17 protein-coding genes are annotated in these 18732 nt (G+C 57.7%); 16 read left to right on the top strand and 1 reads right to left on the bottom strand.

What is annotated here, in order from left to right:
* Window positions 1–226 precede the first annotated feature (226 nt).
* Complete coding sequence (locus ACIBCN_RS19930; RefSeq protein ID WP_396993051.1) at window positions 227–694, top strand: hypothetical protein; 468 nt, start codon at window positions 227–229, stop codon at window positions 692–694.
* On the opposite strand, the gene ACIBCN_RS19925 is transcribed toward ACIBCN_RS19930, so the two are convergent.
* On the bottom strand, window positions 680–3436 hold the full coding sequence (locus ACIBCN_RS19925) for a hypothetical protein (protein WP_396993050.1): 2757 nt from the start codon (window positions 3434–3436) through the stop codon (window positions 680–682). The two genes, ACIBCN_RS19930 and ACIBCN_RS19925, sit on opposite strands and share 15 nt — an antisense overlap.
* Window positions 3437–3791: 355 nt before the next feature.
* On the opposite strand from ACIBCN_RS19925, the gene ACIBCN_RS19920 reads away from it, so the two are divergent.
* From ACIBCN_RS19920 to ACIBCN_RS19850, 15 genes are all read left to right on the top strand, one after another.
* The gene (locus tag ACIBCN_RS19920; protein WP_396993049.1) at window positions 3792–5003 is read left to right on the top strand and encodes an OmpA family protein; all 1212 of its coding nucleotides are present in this window, start codon (window positions 3792–3794) and stop codon (window positions 5001–5003) included.
* A 52-nt stretch (window positions 5004–5055) separates the two neighbouring features.
* On the top strand, window positions 5056–6390 hold the full coding sequence (locus tag ACIBCN_RS19915) for a hypothetical protein (protein WP_396993048.1): 1335 nt from the start codon (window positions 5056–5058) through the stop codon (window positions 6388–6390).
* Window positions 6387–6653 (top strand): hypothetical protein, encoded by a 267-nt coding sequence (locus ACIBCN_RS19910; RefSeq protein ID WP_396993047.1) that lies wholly within the window; start codon window positions 6387–6389, stop codon window positions 6651–6653. The genes ACIBCN_RS19915 and ACIBCN_RS19910 overlap by 4 nt, the downstream gene beginning before the upstream one ends.
* Window positions 6654–6718: 65 nt before the next feature.
* Window positions 6719–7684 carry a DNA cytosine methyltransferase gene (locus tag ACIBCN_RS19905; RefSeq protein ID WP_396993046.1) on the top strand — a complete coding sequence of 322 codons (966 nt, stop codon included), beginning with the start codon at window positions 6719–6721 and terminating at the stop codon, window positions 7682–7684.
* On the top strand, window positions 7674–7871 hold the full coding sequence (locus ACIBCN_RS19900) for a hypothetical protein (protein ID WP_396993045.1): 198 nt from the start codon (window positions 7674–7676) through the stop codon (window positions 7869–7871). Before ACIBCN_RS19905 ends, ACIBCN_RS19900 begins: the two co-directional genes overlap by 11 nt.
* Window positions 7872–8075: 204 nt before the next feature.
* Entirely contained in the window at window positions 8076–8336 is a 261-nt protein-coding gene (locus ACIBCN_RS19895; protein ID WP_396993044.1) for a hypothetical protein, read from the top strand.
* Window positions 8326–10512, top strand: a complete 2187-nt coding sequence (locus ACIBCN_RS19890) for a type IV secretory system conjugative DNA transfer family protein (protein WP_396993043.1) — start codon at window positions 8326–8328, stop codon at window positions 10510–10512. Before ACIBCN_RS19895 ends, ACIBCN_RS19890 begins: the two co-directional genes overlap by 11 nt.
* On the top strand, window positions 10509–11546 hold the full coding sequence (locus tag ACIBCN_RS19885; RefSeq protein ID WP_396993042.1) for a replication-relaxation family protein: 1038 nt from the start codon (window positions 10509–10511) through the stop codon (window positions 11544–11546). The genes ACIBCN_RS19890 and ACIBCN_RS19885 overlap by 4 nt, the downstream gene beginning before the upstream one ends.
* Complete coding sequence (locus ACIBCN_RS19880) at window positions 11543–12547, top strand: DNA-methyltransferase (RefSeq protein WP_396993041.1); 1005 nt, start codon at window positions 11543–11545, stop codon at window positions 12545–12547. The genes ACIBCN_RS19885 and ACIBCN_RS19880 overlap by 4 nt, the downstream gene beginning before the upstream one ends.
* 84 nt (window positions 12548–12631) lie before the next feature.
* A complete protein-coding gene (locus ACIBCN_RS19875) occupies window positions 12632–12976 on the top strand; it encodes a hypothetical protein (protein WP_396993040.1) in 345 nt (114 codons plus the stop codon).
* Between the two features lie 229 nt (window positions 12977–13205).
* The gene (locus tag ACIBCN_RS19870) at window positions 13206–13577 is read left to right on the top strand and encodes a helix-turn-helix domain-containing protein (protein WP_396993039.1); all 372 of its coding nucleotides are present in this window, start codon (window positions 13206–13208) and stop codon (window positions 13575–13577) included.
* A 47-nt stretch (window positions 13578–13624) separates the two neighbouring features.
* A complete protein-coding gene (locus tag ACIBCN_RS19865) occupies window positions 13625–14029 on the top strand; it encodes an excisionase family DNA-binding protein (protein ID WP_396993038.1) in 405 nt (134 codons plus the stop codon).
* Window positions 14026–15540, top strand: coding sequence for a tyrosine recombinase XerC (gene xerC / locus ACIBCN_RS19860; RefSeq protein WP_396993037.1), 1515 nt, complete (start codon window positions 14026–14028; stop codon window positions 15538–15540). Before ACIBCN_RS19865 ends, xerC begins: the two co-directional genes overlap by 4 nt.
* Window positions 15541–15594: 54 nt before the next feature.
* Window positions 15595–17562: a recombinase family protein gene (locus tag ACIBCN_RS19855; RefSeq protein ID WP_396993036.1), complete on the top strand. Its 1968-nt coding sequence runs from the start codon at window positions 15595–15597 to the stop codon at window positions 17560–17562.
* A gap of 772 nt (window positions 17563–18334) precedes the next feature.
* Window positions 18335–18589 carry a hypothetical protein gene (locus ACIBCN_RS19850; protein WP_396993035.1) on the top strand — a complete coding sequence of 85 codons (255 nt, stop codon included), beginning with the start codon at window positions 18335–18337 and terminating at the stop codon, window positions 18587–18589.
* Window positions 18590–18732 lie beyond the last annotated feature (143 nt).

Here is an 18732-nt window from a genome sequence, read left to right as displayed (position 1 = left end):
GGCCGAACGCAAGGTGCGGTCCCAGCGTCGAAGTCCTCTGGTCAGACGCAGCCACCATAGGTGGGATGACGAAGATGCGCCAACCGAGGAGTTTCCGGTTGTTTAGGAGCGGTTATCATTGAACTTGGATAAGCAATAGAATCACAAAACTGCTCAATTTAATAATAGCAGAATCGCACAATTACTATTGACTTTATTGAGCGATGATGCTTAAATAGTATTGTTTATGAAAGAAATTTCCACAAATCAACCTTCGCCCTTGGAGTCTACCTCAACCTCGCCACCAGAGGCGGAGCTAGAAGAAGCGAAGCAGTTCATTACAGACTTGCTCGCCTTTAATAGCGAAGATTTTCTTATAGATCAAACAGATGCTTACTTTAAGGCGAAAGCCAATGAAGACCCCCAGCGACTCGCCGACTTACTCCGTGGTCTAGCAAACAGTGGTGATTCTGAATTCATCGAATGTGCCACCGACGGTGTCGTGAATCTATATAGTGCTGATGCCGAAATCGGTCGCCAGGTCTGGGAGTGGATGGTAACCAACGAGGCAACGTATGGCGATGCCGTCAATACGTTGAACGAATGTATGGCTCCTGATCCTGATCGGCCATTTACCAGGCGTGAGATTGCAGACTATGCCGCAATACGTCGACGTGGTGAAGAATATCACAAGTCGAGATTACAGCAAGAGTAGTGACTTCGGGTCTTCGCGTATTAGATGGTCGACCCACAATTCGAATTTCTGTCGCTCCGCCTGGTCGTACTCCTGTATTCCCCACTTCCGCATGGTAGTTAAGAACACTGATTTGTATAATTCTAGGCGCGGAGCCTCGCCCAGTACTTCTACGATGTGCAAGATCGTCGCGGCAGCTTGGCTAGCTGTCCGAATATCACTAAAATCACTTGATGCTCGAACCATGATTCCCGAAATAGTTGCTATAGCAGACTGGTCGAACCCGGAGGTAATACCAGCAGCAATCGCGGAAATGAGTTCTCGTCGATTCGTTAAATGTGGTTCATCCACTTCATTGTGCAAATCAGTGAGAAAATTATGCATTGCACTTTCAGTCCAACCGTCTGCCTGTACCCCTGCGAGCTTCAGCCACTCATCAAGTGCAACGGCCTCAATGTACGCTGCGAAAGCATCTCGCCGCATACCACTCTGGTAAAGAGCATACGCACCATGAAAAAAACTGTCCCGAGCTTTCTGCATTTCTTTGAGGTCAGTCTGTCCCGCAGCACGCTGGAACCAGCCCGATGCAATCAGGTAATTGGCTTCGGCGGTACGAGTAAGGCATCTGGCCGAAATAGCAGCCCCGTAGCGCAGATGTGCGATCATGAAGTAGTTTTCAGCACCCGGCGGATCGCCAACCAAGCAAGCGCACTTGGCACCAAGGCGAGCACTATCAATCGCATGAGTTGTTGATACTTGCGCATGGGAGATAATATCAAATACAATACGCCGTGCCGTATGTAAATGGCCAAGGTACTCAAGGCAGCGGCCGTGGATCTCGCCGATGTACAGCCGGTCACCCCATTCTACTTCAGTCAGTTCCATGGGCTCTCTTAGCTCATCTTCGAATCCAACCTTAAAGTCGTCGATCCCATATGAAGCACGCGCTAGGAGCCAGTTAATCTGTACTAGATGCGAAAAATTTCGAATTGCACCTGGTGTTGTTGGGTAATTCTCAAACATCTTTATTATCGTTGAACGAGAGAAGAACCCAAATTCGTAGGCTGACATGTACCACTCGTCAATTTCTGCATCAGGATGCGAATCCTCCACGAAGCTGAAGGATTTATTTTTGATGAAATGCTCCAGTGCGTGTTGGACATAAATATACTCGCCGCGCTGCGTAAAGCCGCGACGCAACTCGCCTAGGATGAAGACGAAATCTTTCGAGAACCAGCCAGATAGATCATCGGATGTGACATTCAGTACCACACGCATCAACGTCGGCATCCAGAGAATAGCTTCTCCAGGTAGAATTTCATCGAGGGTTGCGAGAGACCTTGAATGGTCGCTGACATACCGCGACACTACGGCCATATACACGTTGAGCCGATAATCTTCAGTCACCTTACGAAACAGCCGCATTGTGACACCATGCATATAGATATCATCCCGCGTAAGTTCGAGTAAAAATCTCGATTTCAGCGTCGTCAACGGGACGGCAACAGATGCTGCATGGATAACCTTTCCCTTGTCTTGCATACTGCTGAACTCTTGAGCAGTTTTTGCTGCTATTGACTTGGACAGTACAGACTGATTTAAGTGAGCAAGAATGGCAATGCACCAGCGGACTACTGGATCATCCTTTAACGTTTGCCGAAAATAGATGCCATAGAGCTTGTGAACCGATCGCGTATGCGTGCCTGCCGTCTCCAACATCGCTCCAGCATCGTCCTCGACGACTTCGGACATGTCCTCTAGTGACATATCCTCTTCACTGAACATACCGAGGCAGTCGACAATAATCCGAGGGTTACGATTAACAGCCTCGGCAAAATGTTCTGCTTCGGCGATATCCGCCCTCCTGCGGAACCATTTAACAAGCTGTGTCGCTGACTCTAGACTTAGCGGCCCCACCCTTATAAGGGTCCTGCCAAAGTCTGAAGGAATGATGTTCTCGTCCTCGGCTGTCACAATCGTTCGATGACTCCAGAGCACCAAAACCTCAATAGCTTCCCAGTCTGGTGCGTTGTCGATCAGGAGGATTGAACGCGGCGGCAGCTTTTTGAGATAGGTAGCGAATCTCTGCTGGAGCTCTGAAAGACTCACATCCGGATCGGAATCCACGTATTTGTTGATAGACTTGATTTGACTGTCTCGCGTTGAAGCGTCGACCGCTACCTTTCTCATGGTCAGGGATTCATCTACTTGCTCAAATATTTTAATAGCGATTGATGACTTGCCATTGCCGCTATCCCCTGCCAGCAGCGCTATTCGATCATTGCCTCCGGTCCATTTCAGTAGTTCGCCTTGCTCTATTGGCCTTGCATAGAACGGCAACTTATCCGTTCCGGTTCTTGTGGGTTGCCTTTTGCTTAAGATCTCGCGGGCCAAGGCAAGTTTTGCCTGCTTATTTCTTCGCTTTTTCCTACCAGTCAAAGCAGCGCTTTTTGGTCCTTCTTCGCCAAACGCCTTACTGACTGCGGTTCGTCGATTGTCAAGCGGCTTGCCCCAAAGCCCACGAACAAGTCCAAGCAACATCCCAATGCGTAGCTGCGTCTCGTCCGGCTGAACCGCCTCAAGCTTGCCTTGCAAGAACACGCGCAATGCATCGGGTGTCACGTCTAGCGCATCCGACAGGCCTGCTGCGGCGCACAGCTTCGGATAGAGCGCCCAGTCTCCGATAGCCCAAAGTCCCGTGATGATCGCCCGCTCAAGATCCTCCGCGAGTTCGGCCTCGTCGGCCGACCAATCCTCCGCCATCCCAAGAGCTTATGTCCACCTGATGTCCACCAAGCCAGATGTGGGATGTCCACCTGTGGCGCTTACCTGGATGTGGGCAGCAACCGCTGTCGGAAAACCGAACAGGGAGACAAGCCATGGAGCTTCAGGACCCAGCCACCTGGGCACTGGCCCTCGCCGCACTCACTGCACTTCGTCTTGAGGTCAGCGTGCGTGTGGGCGGCTCGACTCCACAGGACGGCACCGCCGAGAACGGGGGCAGCGACCTGGACTAACACCTGTCAGGCCTGGTGCTCGGGTAGCCGCCCGAGCACCAGGCCCTACCACCCGAACCGCCTCCCCTCCCAATCTTCCGAATCAGTAAAGGAGTATCCGCATGGCACCTCTCAATCTAGCGGCGGCACCATCACCTGACCGCCGCTTCACGGGCCGAACAGCCCACGCAGTCGCACTGCTGTTCTTGCTCGCACTCAACGGCTTCCTGCCCGCTTGCGCCGCTTTCACCCCTACGCAGCCCCCAACGTCCGAAACGCTCGTCATAACGGGCACGAGTGCCGAACCCCGGCCTGCGCTCTCCGATGACCTCCGTGCCGAACTTGCCCAGCGTGCCCACCACGCGAAAAAGCCTGGTGAGGCGATCATCCGGATTATCAGCTCGGCAACCGGCCCGATCATCGAAAAAGATCTTGTGCCGATGCGATCCAACGGCCAGGTGGAACACGCCAGCGCAAGCGCTGATCGCAAGATCACCGCCGCCATAGACGATCTGGCCGAGCTGGTGGCAGACGCCCACGCCGATGCGCCTGGGTTGTCGTTGCTTCCTCTGTTAGACCGAGCCGGCCAAATTCCGGAGTCCGACATTGTTGTGTTGAGCAGCGGAATTACCACCGAGAGTCCGACCGACCTCCGGATTTTGGGCTGGGATTTCCAGTCCGTGAGCGTCATCGACAACATCACCCGCCAAGGCCAGTTGCCGAACCTCTCCGGGCACGCCGTCACCTTCCGCAACCTGGGAATCGTCGCAGGCAGCCAACCGCGACTGGCGCCGTTCGCGCGAACTGCGATCGAGAACAACTTGTGGGTGCCGCTCTGCCAGGCCATGCACGCCACCTGCAAGGCCACGCACGAATCGACGTCGATGCAGCCGCCGGTTGCCACGTTGCCGGTTCCGGTCGTGCCAGTGCCTACGAGTTATACCGAGGGAGGGTGCCCCGTCTTTGAAAATCTGTCTGATCAGGCACTTCGGTTCGCACCGGACAGTGCTGCCCTGGGACCGGAGGCCGACGCCATCTTGCAACCGATCGTCGATGCAGTCCGGAAATGCAACCTGACAGTGGACATCGCAGGCCATATTGCCGACATCGGCACGGGTGCAGGAGATTCCAGCAACCTCTCCGGCCGGCGGGCGCGGGCTGTTGCCGATCGGCTCCTGTTGCTCGGTCTGTCACCTCAAGCACTGGGCAACGTCGTTGGCCGCGGTGCGTCCGAGCCGGTGATTCCCAACTTTACGAATAACACCTTCGATGAAATCAAGGCCCAGGCGAACAGAAGGACCGAACTCACTTTCCACCGCCTGGCGTCGCGGTGAAGCTGCTCCCCGTCCGAAACCCCACCCACTACGAGCACGAAGGAGCCAACCTATGACTACACGAACCACCCGCGCCGTCACGAAACCGACTGTGGCGGAAGCGGAATCCGAGAACTACACCAAGCAGCGCGTCCCCAAACGCGAGGTAACAACCTCGCTGGCCAAGCAAGGCCCCATCTCCTTCAAGGGAGTGCGGGCCGGGGTGCTGATGGTGCTGGCGTTGGTCTCCGAACAGTGGCGCATCGGCACCAGACGCGCTGCCAACAAGTACAGCAATCTGGAAGCCATGGTGGTATCCAGAGGCGTTGTCGGAGCGGAAAATATCCGCGACAAGGGGGCCAAGAAGCTCACCAAAACCGTGGAGCAGTTCGAGGGCCTGCGTGGTGAGTTGGCAATTCTCCGAGCAGAACTGGTACGGCTGCCTGCACAACCCGTCACTGGCGATAAAGGTGAGGTGCTGACCGCCCAGCAGGCCGAGGCTCGCATGGCGTTGGTTCAGAGCATCGTCACCAAGGAGACTGACGAGGGCAGCCTGAAGCACCGCCGCGTGTCACGCTGGCTTGTGCGCCTGACGCCGTTTGCAACCGTGCTCGATTTGCCGGTGTTCGTGTACTTCTGCGCCGAAGTTTTCAACGTCGATTGGAATGCTTTGGGACAGAGTGCTATTCAGCTCACGACCAGCGCAGCCTTCGCCATGCTCGGCACAGTCGCTATCGCCGTGGGTCTTCACTTCATCGGTAGGGATCTCAAGGGGTTCAAGGATCACTTCGGGCACATCAGCCTGCCGAAGGGGCAGGCCCGCGCGGTACCGCTGGTCAACTTGTCCTTGGCCATCGCCGTGGCGGTCGGTTCGGGCATCGTCATGGCTTTCCGGATCATTTCCGACTCTGCCGCTGCTGGTAACAGTGGGCTGGCCGGAGCCATCCTCGGCACATTTTTTGCCGTCATTGTGATGACGCTGAACCTTGTGATCTGGGGCGTCAACTACCGCGACGGATCGACCCAGACGGACGAACTCGACCACCATGCCCGGCAACTGATGCCGGTACGGCGCACTGAACAGCGCTTGCAGAAGGAGATTGACCAGGCGGTTGCACGGCTGCAACTGCTGCAATCAAGCGGAGTCCGGATTTACGATGCCACACTGGCCAAGATGAGCGGCCCGATCAAGGCCGCCGACCAGCTGATCTTGCAGGCCAGGAGCTACCACCAGGGATGCGGCATCAACGCTGAATTGGTGCCGGCCAGCGGCGAGCCGGTGTACGGCCTGCTGCTTCCCCCGGTGACGGTGGATACCTCGGTGCTCGATAACTTGCTTCAGCAGTTGCAGGCCACCGAGGACGCGCCTCGCCAGGATGCCATTCCCCATCTGGCGGTGAGCGCATGACAACCGACCGAAACGCCGTCGACGCCAACCGCTCCGAGCATCCCTCGGAACCCCGCCCCACAACGCCCCTCGGCGATGACATAGCTGCCGCTGGCGACCTGGTGAACTTCGTGCTCGACCGCTGCTTGGAACTGGCCGACGCCTTGGATCGCTACGCCACGCTGCGGTTCGAGGAGGCACCAATCAGCAGCCGCAACACCGTCGAATTGGCGAGCACGATTGCCGCCGAGGTTACATCGTGGGTACGGCGGTGGCCGGTATGACCAATAGCCATCCCGGAAACCCGGCAGGCCGTGGGAGTTCCGCTGTCCCGCCTGGCCTCCAGGCCATGGCCAAGCGTCAGCACTGCCAGGCCGCAGCGACACAAGCAAGCGAACCGCTGAAAGTCGCCGAGCTGTACGCAGGCATCGGCGGCTTCTCGCTCGGGTTCGAAACGCTCGGCGTCGGCGCGGAGACGGTATTCGCCAGCGAGAAGGACCCGGCTGCCAGGAAGACGTTCGAGGCCAACTTCCACCACCGCTTCCCGAAGATGTTCGGGGCGGGGCAGTTCGCCGGGGACATCCGCGACGTCTCCGCCAGTGACCTGCCTCCCTACGACGTCCTGACCGCCGGGTTCCCCTGCCAGCCGTTTTCCGAGGCGGGGGTACGGCGCGGCTTCGATGACGCCAGGGGCACGGCGTTCTTCGACATCGTGCGCATCCTGGAAGCCACCCGGCCGAAAGCGTTTGTCCTGGAGAACGTCCGGGGCCTCCTGACCCACCAAGGCGGCCGGACGATCGGGGTGATGAAGGGCTTGCTCGATGAGCACCTGGGGTACGGCCTGCACCTGAAGGTGCTGCGGGCCTGCGACTTCGGGCTGCCACAGCTGCGGCCACGGCTGTTCATGGTGGGCTTCCGGAAGCGTTCGGCACGCTTTTCGTTCCCGGAGCCGGTGCCGCTGCCCATCACGATGGACGGCCTGCTGGGCGGGGACTGCGCCCGGAAGGTGGGCAAGACGATCCTGGCCAGCGGCTACGCCAAGCCGTTCGGGTCGCGGTTCAACTGGTCCCACTACCTGGTGGACGGGGCAGTCCGGCAGATCGGGCTGCGGGAGATGCGCCTGATGCAGGGGTTCCCAGAGGACTTCGTCTTCCCGGTGCCTGATGCCCAGGCGATGAGGCAGCTCGGCAACGCGGTGGCGGTTCCCGTGGTGGCGGCGGTAGCGGGGCGGATTTTGGTGGCGCTGGGACGTCCGGCCTATTCCATTTCTGTACCTGCCCAGAGTGCCGAGAGAAGTAACCGGCATGAGCTCTGAAGGTCCAGGCGGCATGGTGGATAAGTTCAAGGGCGTTTGCATCAGCATCCTGGTCGCCGCTATAGCCGTCTACTGCGCGACGAAAATAATCACGTCCATCTGGCCGACCCTGCTGCTGATCGGCGGCATCGTCGGAGCAGTCTGGCTCGGGATCGTTGTATTTCGTACATGGAAAGAGCATTGGTGAATTCCTACATTTTCCAAGCACTTTCACCGCAATAGCGTCTAGTCGTTTCGGTGTTGTGAAATCAGCAAACATCATTGCTGATTGCATCAATGCAATACATAGTGAATCGCAGTTCATTGCGCTGACGCAGTGAGCCAGAACCGCCCAACTGGGCGGAATCGTAACCTCTAACAACAATTAACGAATTCATGGAGGGCTCTAATTATGTCAAAAACAGGACGCTATAACTACCGCCGCCCGGAAAAAGGGCGCAACAGCCCAACACGACCGGAGCGGCATATCACCGTTCGCAGCGTTCGGCGCGATCCACCCGATCTGCGCAAGCTTAGCCGCGCCATTATTGCGATGGCATTGGTTGACGCAGAACGCGAAAAATCCGAAGCAGAGGAAACCGCCGAAGCAGCAGCGGCGCAGGAAGATACCGCCAATCAGAAACCCAGTCAGGATGCCGATCATGACGCCTGACCAAACTTCCCTCACTGCGGATTCGCTGGTTTGGCAACAATCGCACTGGCCGCAGCCTTTCAAAGAAGCGGATGCCATTGGCCTCCTGCGGAACTGGGCAGCACAGAAACACGCGCCTCAACTGGTGCTCGAAGCGCGAGCCGATGTCACCGGTGTCGAGTACCTGATCGGCAGCCAATTGCGGCATGCCCTGGCAGTGCGGCGCAGCATTGAACAGTTGGTTGGCGGCAGTATCGTCACCAACTTCGACCCGACCGAGCGCAACTCTGTCAGCACCGCCCGCCGCCTGAAGCTGACGACGACGGTGCGCGCCATCGAGCCAGTTGACTCGGTAGCTTCGCACCGCTCAATTTTGAGTGCACTTACGGCAGTCAAGAAAAATGAGCGGCTGGTAATCCAGGCCATCATCGGCCCACGCCGCCAGCCGTCATTGCCACCAGCGGAGCTAACGCAGGATCACCAATCCGTCACCAGCAAACTGCTGCACGGCATCTTGTCGAATCGACAGCCCGATGCCCGCCAAGCAGTCACCCGCAAGCTCGGGCAGCACGGGTTCGAGGTTGTCTTGCGGCTCGGCGTCCACGCCATCACTGCAGAACGGCGCCGGACGTTGCTCATGGGGCTAGTAGCTGCCATCGGCACCGTTGAGGCGGCTGGGGTTCACCTGCGGTTGGTAAACGAGAAAGCAGGCCGGATCAACGCTCCCCGTTCCAGCTGGTCGCTGTTCATGCCGTCACAGCACTTGAGCGTGCCGGAGGTCAGCCACTTGTTGGCCTGGCCGGTCAGCGACCACGACAGCGATGTCTTTCCGGGTCAGCCGCCCCGGCATCCGAAACCCGTTCGTCCAACTGCGGCAGCGCAGTCGGGTGAACGAACTATCGCCATTGCCAATGCGCCTGGTACGCAAGGAACTATCGGCTACAACGTCGTTGATGCGACTAGACACCTTTGGACGATGGGTCCCAATGGTGTCGGAAAATCCTCGCTGTTTCTCAATCTGATCGTCGGAGACCTTGAAGCTGGTCGGCCCGTCGTAGTGATTGAACCGAAGGATCTAGTAGCGGACATTTTGGCCCGAATTCCGGAGTACCGCAAGGATGACGTCGTAGTCCTTGATCCACTCGACAGTGCGCCAATCGGCATCAATCCGCTGGATGGCAAACACCGTGGCGGACGAACGCCGCAAGTGGTGGCCGATTCGCTGTTCAGCATGTTCATAGCTATATACGGCGACAGCCTGGGGCACCGATCGGCAGATATTTTGCGCAACTGCCTCGAAGTGCTGGCGCGACGCGATGACGCCTCATTGGTGATGCTGCCACTGCTGCTCACCAATCCAGGGTTTCGCCGTTCCTTGACGCAACAGGTCATACGGGAAGATCCCTACGCAGCTGGCCCGTTCTGGCAGTGGTTCGATGGCCTCTCACCCGAGGCAACGGCCAGTATCGTTGCGCCCCTTTCGAACAAGCTCCGACCGCTCATGACCAAACAGCTTCGATCAGTGCTAGCGCAACGGAATCCGAAGTTCAACATCCGGCAAGTACTCAACGAGCGGAAAATTCTGTTAGTACCGCTTCAGAAGGGCGTCATCGGCCCAGAGTCAGCCCAATTGCTGTCAGCCGCAGTGCTTTACGAGTTATGGCAAGCAATCCTTGAACGGGCTGGTGCGCCGGAAAATTCACGAACGCCGGTCATGGTCTACGTCGATGAGGTACAGGAATTCTTAAAATTTTCCGATGACATCGCCGAAGCGCTGGCACTTTCCAGGTCACTCCGCGCTGCGTTTCATCTCGCCCATCAGCATGAGGCTCAACTTCCAAAGCAAATGCTTGAAGCATTCAAGAATAATGCGAGGTCACGCGTATTTTTCCAGCTCCAGGCTGGTGACGCCAAAGATGTCACTGCTGGACAGTCCGTGCTCGCGCCCGAAGATTTCAGTTCGCTTCCGGCCTTCCAGGTGTACGCCAGCGTGATCCGAGACAACAGCCTCCAGCCATGGGCATCCGGCTCCACGTTGCCGCCGCCACCCAAAACCAGCGATCCAGAGGAGATCCGCCGTCATAGCCGCGAACGGTACGGCCAACCCCTGGACGAGATTGAGGCCGGGTTCGCCGAATTCCTCGATTCCACCAGTGACACATCAACTTCAGCGCGACGGAAACGGAGGCAGTCATGAACAGACCCAACAACAACGAGATTGGCATGGAGGTACGCGTGGAAATCCGTCCTGCTGGAGTAGAAGAAGATAGCCGCTTGGCTCACCATGTCACGTCGATCCATTCAGCTCCATTTCCCCTGTCCAGCCCCCGTTTCCCCCTCGTTCGTGTAACGACTGATGGTGCCCATGCGGGCACCACACATCCGGCCGGACCCGCTCAACCGATCAGCGTTCGGCGTGACATCTGGGGCATTGGTGATTCACTCGGCGAACGGGATTGGGCCATCCTGCGATCGGTGTCCGAGCATCGGTTCCTGACGGTGAGTCAGATCCACACGTTGCACTTCGGCGAACTGACCCCGGTATCTGGGTTGCGGATCGCCCAACGCGTACTGGTCCGCCTCCGCAATCTCCGACTGCTCGGCACCCTGGAACGGCAGGTTGGCGGCGTCCGGGCCGGTTCGAGTGGGCTGGTGCATTTCCTCGATGCCAACGGTGAACGCCTGCTACGGGCCGAATCAGGCCAGCGGATGCGCCGCCATATGACGGACCCCAGCGAAACCTTCCTGAAGCACACTTTGGCCGTGTCCAGTGCCAGTGTCGCACTGGTGACAGCCCATCGTGCGGGCAAGCTGGAACTGCTCACCAGTCAGGTAGAACCGGCCGCCTGGCGGCGCTATGTCGGCATCGGTGGCGCACGACTGACGCTCAAGCCAGATCTGTACGCCGACACTGCCGAATCCTCGAACAGCGACTACCTGGACAGCTGGTTCATCGAGATTGATCTTGGAACCGAGAGCATCCCTCGATTGATCAAAAAGTGTCGCGACTACGAGGCGTATCGGCGGAGCGGCATCGAACAGGACAAGAACGAAGGCACCTTCCCTCGGATTGTCTGGAGCATGACGGCCAAGGATCCGGCCAAAGCCGAGCGGCGACGGGTTGCCCTCCGCGAGGCAATCGACAGAGACCGAAATCTTCCCAGTGAACTGTTCTTCGTCATCACGCCGGACGAGCTGATTGGCCTCATGCAGGAAGCGGGCAATCTATGACGGTCTCTTTCAGAAACCGGCTGCTCGTGGGGGATGCACTCGCCCGGCTGCGTGAACTGCCACCAGACAGCATCGACATGGTTCTAACCAGTCCGCCGTACTTCCGGCTACGGAACTACGACGCTGCGGGACAGATCGGGCTCGAAAGCCACGTTGACGACTGGGTAAACAGCCTGGAAGCGGTCAGCGACGAAGTTCGCCGCGTGCTGGTCCCTACTGGCACGTTCTGGCTGAACCTTGGTGACACGTACTCAACCCACGCCAGCCAGGGAGCGGCCAGGAAAAGTCTGCTGATGGCACCAGAACGGCTTGCCCTCCGGCTGCAAGAATCTGGCTGGATCGTGCGCAACAAAATTGTCTGGGCCAAGCCAAACCCGATGCCCAGCAACGTCAGTGATCGGTTGGCCTGTACCTACGAATTCGTCTACGTGCTGGCCAAGCAACCGGCGTACTTCTTCGACCTCGATGCCATCCGCATACCGCACCGCACGGCGGCACCCAAGAGCTACCGGATGTCACCACGAGACAAGGAGAGTTGGCGCGGTCCCAACGGTGACGGCACTGGCGGGCTCGATGTATTGAAGCGTGAAGGCCGCATCGGACATCCACTCGGCAAGAATCCTGGCGATGTCTGGCAGCTGGCAACCTCGAACTTTCGCGGCGCGCACCACGCCACGTTTCCGTTGAGCTTGGCCAGCAAGGCAATCCAGGCCGGATGCCCAGAGGTTCGCTGCGCGGATTGCCGGCGCCCGTGGCGGAGGCGAGTGGTGCGTCTGCTCGGTGGCAGAGCCCTACGCACCGCGGCCAGTGCAACCTGCGATTGCGAGTGCGCCAGCGAACCGGGAATGGTTCTCGATCCGTTCATGGGCAGCGGCACCACCGCCGTTGCCGCCGAAGACCTTGCACGCGACTGGTGCGGGATCGAACTGAATCCGGATTTTGCGCGATTGGCTGCCAGACGCATCGAAGCAGCCCACCCCCAAAAGGTGAAAGCGGCATGAGTTATCAGGCCTCGTCGGTGCCATGCGGCCGTTCCTGTAAGCGCACCACGTGCTTACCGGCCGCACAACACCGAGGAGGCAGCAATGTCCGAACCCAACGAGGCCGAGGGCCAGGAAAAGAAGCTGGCAGTGGGCCTGAACCCCTACCGGCACACTCAACTGACCTGGATCGCCCAACTCCGTGGCAGCACCATGAACGCGGAGTTCCTCAAAGCGATCGACGCGCACATTGAAGCCGCCAAACACGATCCGCACCTGATCGCCAAGGCCGACGAAGTGCGCGCCGCCATCGAACAGGACGCCAAGGCCAAACAGGCGGCACTTGCCAATCTGTTCCAGGCAAGCGTTCCAGCAGACGAACCAAGCGACAGCGCAGCGCAACCGACGCGGCGCACTCGCAAGGGGGCGGCCGAACAGCCGGATAGCTGAATCCTGCTCGATATGAGCGTGATTCAACCTCGGTAACGGGCCGGGAGGGTGACAGATTGAGCGGCCAACCGCTCCCTGTCACCCGACCGGCCCAACACAACCCAACGCGCCGGACGAATGCCCGAAAATAAACAAATGAATTAAATTCACGTTGTGAAATTGTATTTCTCTATTGCTTTTGCGTAATAGAATTAGGTACTATTTTATTGAACGGAGATATTAAATAAAAATGAACTCTCAAGGCCCTATTCAGTTTAGACAAATACTCACCGAGCGGCGGCAGGCGCTCAAGTTAAGCATGCATGACGTAGCACGTCGTGCCTCTATGGAGGACACGACCTATTGGCGAATAGAAACCGGCCGGAGCGCAACTCCACAAGTTGATAACGCTATGGCCATCGCAAAAGCACTCGACATGTCCTGCACGGACATGTTTGCCACGCTTGGCTGGCTACCAGCCGACGAATTGCCCAGTATCAGCCCGTACCTTCAGGCGAAATATGGACAACTCCCACCCGAAGCCTTTCACCGGATCGAAGGCTATCTCGTGGCGCAATGTGAACTATATGGCGTTTCCTTTGAATATCCATCGGACTCGTAGCGGCACAATCGAAATACTAATTCAAATTGGAAGAGAGGAGGCGCACGATGAACGACATACTGCACCCTCACACAAATACAACAGCGGGCAAGACCTCCGGGATCACCCATGCTAGCGCTTCCCTCTCCGCCGAATCTCGCCAGGCTCTACGCATCCTCGGCAATCTGGCACTGAAATTAGCTGACGGCGAGTTTCCTGATGCTGGTTGGCTGGATAGTCAGATTGTCAGTGTCACAGAATCGGTCGGAAATTACGCCCATACAGACCCACATGGGCCATATCTAACCGTTGCCGAAGCCTTCGGACGGATGCGAATCGGTAGATCGAAATTTTACGATCTACTCCACAAGCGCCAACTAAAGACAGCTACTATTGGCGCTCGTCGCATGGTGCCATCCGCCGAAGTTGACCGCTATATGGCATCCCGTATCGCCGCTGGAGACCAGCTATGAGCCGTCGCATCCGAGGTGAAGGCACCGTTACTCACCGTAAAGATGGGCGGTGGGAAGCCAAGGCGTATCTTCCAGCCGCGAACGGCGCTATACGACGGCTACATCTATACGGCAAGACAGCCAAAGAAGCCAGTGACAAGCTGACTGTTCAGCTGGCAAAAACCAGCCGTGGAATTCCAATTCCAGACCGTGTGTGGACGATTAGCGACTACCTTGACTACTATTTGCGTGAAATTGCGCCGATCAAACTGCGACCGAAAACCATCGAACTGTACGAATCAGTAATCCGGGTACACCTAAAACCGATGTGTGGATCTCAATCACTTACCCGGCTGTCAGTTACAACGCTTCAAAAACTCCTGAATGATGAACTGGCTAATGGTAAGTCACTTCGTACCGTCCGCTTGATCCGAACCGTGTTGAGTGCCGCGCTCACCCGCGCCATGCGTGAGGAATTAGTAACGCGCAACGTTGCGCGGCTCGTTGAGCTAAGGATGAACCAATCAAAGACAGTCGAACCGTGGACGGTCGCAGAGGGAACACGGTTCCTGCAAGTTGCTGCGAACGATCCATTATATGCAGCATTCCTGCTATTGATGGTCTATGGCATGCGCCGTGGTGAAGTTCTAGGACTACGCCAACGCGACATAAATTGGAAGCATCAAACCCTGCACGTTCGACAACAACTCCAGCAGATTCACGGTGAGCTGCAACTCGGTCCGGTGAAAACCAGCGCTGGCAAGCGTGATCTGCCGCTGCTGCCACAGACTCGGGAAGCACTAGGTAGACATTATGCCGCAGCCACCGCGATCGAGGTTCTGCCGACAGGCGAAACAGGAACCATACGTCCAACCAGCGGCGACGATTTAGTGTTCCTTAGCGAGGCGAACACTCCAATCTGGCCCAGGAATTTTGTCCGACGATTCCATCAGTTACGCGAGAAGGCTGGAATACGCCGGACAAGGCTGCATGACCTGCGACATATGGCGATCACCATGCTTAAAGATCTGCATGTGCCTGATCGAGACATTCAACTCATTGCTGGTCATGCCAATATCAGTACAACGCAGTCGATATACCAACATGGCAATACTGTCGCGCAACAAGAAGGACTCGACGATGTAAGTCGAGTTCTTCTTGGCGCTAGCAGCGGTGATGAGTTGATTGGGCGTCAAACTTGGGCGTCAAACGTCAAAACTGCTGTTGCTACTACATCATTTATGGATGATTTCAATCTGGAGGGCCAGCGGGGACTTGAACCCCGGACACCCTGCTTAAGAGCCTTACAAAGGCTAGGTAGAGACCCGTCACTTACCTCTGTTATCGGACAGCTGCGAAGCCATATACATGTCCACGTACTCGGCGCAATAGGCGTCAGATTAGGCGTCAGATCCCCAAGCTCAAACGCTCGGCCGAGTCTCATCCTCCAGGAATGGATTCCGCTCCGCACAGCCCTCACACCAATGCCAATCCCATTCGTCACGTCTCCGAAGAAGCGAAGTAGCCGTTGATCCTTAACGTACCCCAAACCTACTGACACGACCGCCATTTCAGGAGGTACCAGAATGAAAGATACCCGCGTACTCGACACCGTTGTAGGCCTGGACGCAACTCTTGATCTCGCCATTTCCTACCTTCGCGTCTCCACCAAGAAGCAGCTCGACACCGCCATCGACATCGACCCGGACGGCAATTCCATTGCCACCCAACGCAAGACCGTTGACGGCAAGGCTACGAGTCTGCCTGCCCGCATCGAGAGAGAGTTCCTGGAACCAGGCAACTCGGCCCAGACCATCGAGAAGCGAAAAGTTTTCAACGAGATGATCGACTACTTGAGAGCCCATCCGGGAATCAAGTACGTCATCGTCTACTCCCGCTCCCGTGCCTTCCGTAACTACATCGACGCCGCCATCACCAAACGGATGCTCCAGAAGATGGGTGTCCGGCTGGTTTCCGCCCGTGAGGATTTCGGCGAGGGGCTTCACGCCGAGATGATGGAAGCCGTCACCGACGTTTTCAACGACATTCAGAACCGGCTGTCCGGCGAGGACATCCGCATCAAGATGATGAACAAGGCCACCAGCGGCGGCACCATCGGACGAGCCAAACTTGGCTACCTGAACGTTCGGGTTGACTTCGAGGGACGCCAGATCAACACCATCCAACTCGATGAAAAGCGTGCCCCGTTGGTTCTCAAGGCATGGGAGCTGTACGCCAGTGGCGAGTACACGATTGAACGGCTGGAAGCCACCATGGCCGATCTGGGCCTGACGAACCGCCCGTCTGGCCGCTGGCCAGTCGAACAACCCGTGTCCGACTCCAAATTCCACCAGATGCTGCGTGATCCGTACTACGCCGGATACGTCGAGTACAAAGGCAGCCTCTACCCCGGTCGGCACGAACCCATCGTCGGACAAGAATTATTCGACCAGGTCCAAGACGTGCTCAACGCCCGTAGCAGCCAAAGCCAACGTGACCGCGTCCACCAGCACTACCTCAAGGGTGGCCTGTTCTGCCAACGCTGCCACGATGCCGGACGCACGGCACGCCTGATCTTCAGCCAACCCACCGGACGCGACGGCACCAGTTACGCCTATTTCGTCTGCCGTGCACGCCAAGAAGGGCTGTGCGACCTGCCACACCTGCGGGTTGAACTGGTCGAAGCGGCCATCGTTGAGCATTACAAGACCCTCCAACTCCCGGCCGATTTCGCGAGCGCCACCCGCCGCCTGCTGGAAGAGGCTGTCAGCAACGAACAAACTGCCACCCGCGAACTGCACACCAGCCTGACCCGGCAGCTCAAAGACCTTGATACCCAAGAAAATCGGCTGATCGACTTGGCCGCCCATGACACCATGCCCCAAGCCAAAATCCGTGCCCGGCTGTTGCAGATCCAGAGCAAACGCGCCCAACTGGAAGCCGGTCTCGCCAACAGCAGCGAGCAACTGGCCGTCGGCGCTGGCGTGCTCCGTGATGCCCTCCACCTGGTTGCCGACCCCTATGCGCTCTACCGCGACAGCATCGACGCCGTTCGCCGTCACCTCAACCAGACGTTCTATGAGCGGCTGTACATCGACGATCTGGCAGTTACCGACGAAAAAACGTCGCTGTTCGCCGAACTCCACGATGCCGGGCGCGCCTACTGCCAGAACAACGCCACCACCAGCAGGCCGACCAGCCGGCGGGGTCCGAAGCTCCCGCAGAACCATCCAACTGGCGAAAACGACCCTCAACAGCAAGAGAGCCCCCGCGATGCGGAGGCTCTCTTGAGCAGATCTACCGATTCGGGCTCACTTACTCTCACTGACGTTTTTTCGGTCAATGTTTCGAGTAAGGCCGTCATGGTGGAGCTAAGGGGACTCGAACCCCTGACCCCCACATTACCGAAAACGACGACTACCACGGACAACCCTGGACCATCCTGCATCGCAGGAAACATGCCTCTAGCTGGGGATAATCCACTCTGGACGACTTTCGGCGATCGAATGTTCGTTCGATCATGGACGACGTTCGCCGACTTAGTTGGGAGTTAGTTGGGGGCAGATGAGCCGTCCCGTCGGCGTGTCGGATGTGCGACACACCGTGAACTTTTGGTGTCGGCTATCGATCAGCGACTGGACCACATGGCAAGCCCCGAAGGGGTGCGGCAGCCCGTATGTCAAGGTCGCGATCCTTGGTCAGCGATGCGCTGAGTGCCTGCGCGGGACAGAGTGTGGATACGGTCTCCCATCCTGGTTACGCACCAGGGTGCTGGCCGGAGCGGAGCGGAGGGCAGGCACTCTGGGCGGCGCGCGTAGCGCGCCGCTCTTGATCCAATAGAGGTGAATTCGGCAAGTTCTCTCAGTTGGGTTTCCGGTTTTTCCTTTTCTTTCTTCTCACTTCCGGGGACTCCCCAAACTCTCTTCATCTGTTCTGCTTGGTCCATCAAATATTGCGGCACAGCATCTTTCGCGAATCTGACCAAGTGCTCACCCACAGGCGATGCGACGGTCAGCACCCTGCCGCGTGGGACCGGGATCGGATCCCGAACTCGGCCACGCCGTCCAGACCGCGTGGCCGAGTCTCTCAAAATCGATCGTTTATGAGACACCACCCCCGGTACCCCCTACGTGGTTCGGTTTAACGATCGCGAATCGAGATCGTTGGTTCGCTGTCGCCCCATCAAACGATCCCGTGTCGACCCTCGGTCGGGCCTGTCCAACCGACCCGCATCGCTGGGCGGATCTTCCATCCATCCGGAAGCGCTCGGGCAACGAATAACAACCGCTTCGCCGCGCCGGAGGTAACTGTGACAGAGGAGGTTGGATGTATCGAAAGTATGTAGGTGCCGTGCTGGCTGGGTTGGCTGCGGTATCGGTGTTGACCGTTACGCAGGCGAGCGGTGCTCCCGCTGGCTCCAAGAGCGATCACTTTAAGGAGTGCAAAGCTTCGAAATACACGGAGGACCTCTCCGCCTTGACCGACTGCGTGAAGGCAAAGGACTTCAAAGCCTGGGAGAAGAAGAAGCAGCAGCCGCAGCAGGTCGACGACGACGACTATGACGCCCCAGGCGGGTACTGACTCCGGGAACGGGTAGCGGACCCGTGGTGATGTAACCGGTTCGGCCCATGAGCAGGTGAGCCGGGGCGGTTACATCACCGTCCCGGCTCCGGCACGGCGGGCGAACCATCAACGGTCCCGGGATTGTCCTCGGTCACGGCCCT

The sequence above is a fragment of the Nocardia sp. NPDC051052 genome (assembly GCF_044456045.1).
In the GTDB taxonomy this organism is placed as follows: domain Bacteria; phylum Actinomycetota; class Actinomycetes; order Mycobacteriales; family Mycobacteriaceae; genus Nocardia.
This window is presented reverse-complemented; position numbering and strand designations above follow the sequence as displayed.

What these genes read in the sequence shown, in the direction of transcription:
- ACIBCN_RS19915 (WP_396993048.1), top strand. Translation starts at nt 5,056, where the DNA reads ATGACTACACGAACCACCCGCGCCGTCACGAAACCGACTGTGGCGGAA.
- ACIBCN_RS19905 (WP_396993046.1), top strand. Translation starts at nt 6,719, where the DNA reads ATGGCCAAGCGTCAGCACTGCCAGGCCGCAGCGACACAAGCAAGCGAA.
- ACIBCN_RS19930 (WP_396993051.1), top strand. Translation starts at nt 227, where the DNA reads ATGAAAGAAATTTCCACAAATCAACCTTCGCCCTTGGAGTCTACCTCA.
- ACIBCN_RS19895 (WP_396993044.1), top strand. Translation starts at nt 8,076, where the DNA reads ATGTCAAAAACAGGACGCTATAACTACCGCCGCCCGGAAAAAGGGCGC.
- ACIBCN_RS19865 (WP_396993038.1), top strand. Translation starts at nt 13,625, where the DNA reads ATGAACGACATACTGCACCCTCACACAAATACAACAGCGGGCAAGACC.
- ACIBCN_RS19920 (WP_396993049.1), top strand. Translation starts at nt 3,792, where the DNA reads ATGGCACCTCTCAATCTAGCGGCGGCACCATCACCTGACCGCCGCTTC.
- ACIBCN_RS19880 (WP_396993041.1), top strand. Translation starts at nt 11,543, where the DNA reads ATGACGGTCTCTTTCAGAAACCGGCTGCTCGTGGGGGATGCACTCGCC.
- ACIBCN_RS19855 (WP_396993036.1), top strand. Translation starts at nt 15,595, where the DNA reads ATGAAAGATACCCGCGTACTCGACACCGTTGTAGGCCTGGACGCAACT.
- ACIBCN_RS19850 (WP_396993035.1), top strand. Translation starts at nt 18,335, where the DNA reads ATGTATCGAAAGTATGTAGGTGCCGTGCTGGCTGGGTTGGCTGCGGTA.
- ACIBCN_RS19900 (WP_396993045.1), top strand. Translation starts at nt 7,674, where the DNA reads ATGAGCTCTGAAGGTCCAGGCGGCATGGTGGATAAGTTCAAGGGCGTT.
- ACIBCN_RS19885 (WP_396993042.1), top strand. Translation starts at nt 10,509, where the DNA reads ATGAACAGACCCAACAACAACGAGATTGGCATGGAGGTACGCGTGGAA.
- ACIBCN_RS19870 (WP_396993039.1), top strand. Translation starts at nt 13,206, where the DNA reads ATGAACTCTCAAGGCCCTATTCAGTTTAGACAAATACTCACCGAGCGG.
- ACIBCN_RS19925 (WP_396993050.1), bottom strand. Translation starts at nt 3,436, where the DNA reads ATGGCGGAGGATTGGTCGGCCGACGAGGCCGAACTCGCGGAGGATCTT.
- xerC (WP_396993037.1), top strand. Translation starts at nt 14,026, where the DNA reads ATGAGCCGTCGCATCCGAGGTGAAGGCACCGTTACTCACCGTAAAGAT.
- ACIBCN_RS19910 (WP_396993047.1), top strand. Translation starts at nt 6,387, where the DNA reads ATGACAACCGACCGAAACGCCGTCGACGCCAACCGCTCCGAGCATCCC.
- ACIBCN_RS19890 (WP_396993043.1), top strand. Translation starts at nt 8,326, where the DNA reads ATGACGCCTGACCAAACTTCCCTCACTGCGGATTCGCTGGTTTGGCAA.
- ACIBCN_RS19875 (WP_396993040.1), top strand. Translation starts at nt 12,632, where the DNA reads ATGTCCGAACCCAACGAGGCCGAGGGCCAGGAAAAGAAGCTGGCAGTG.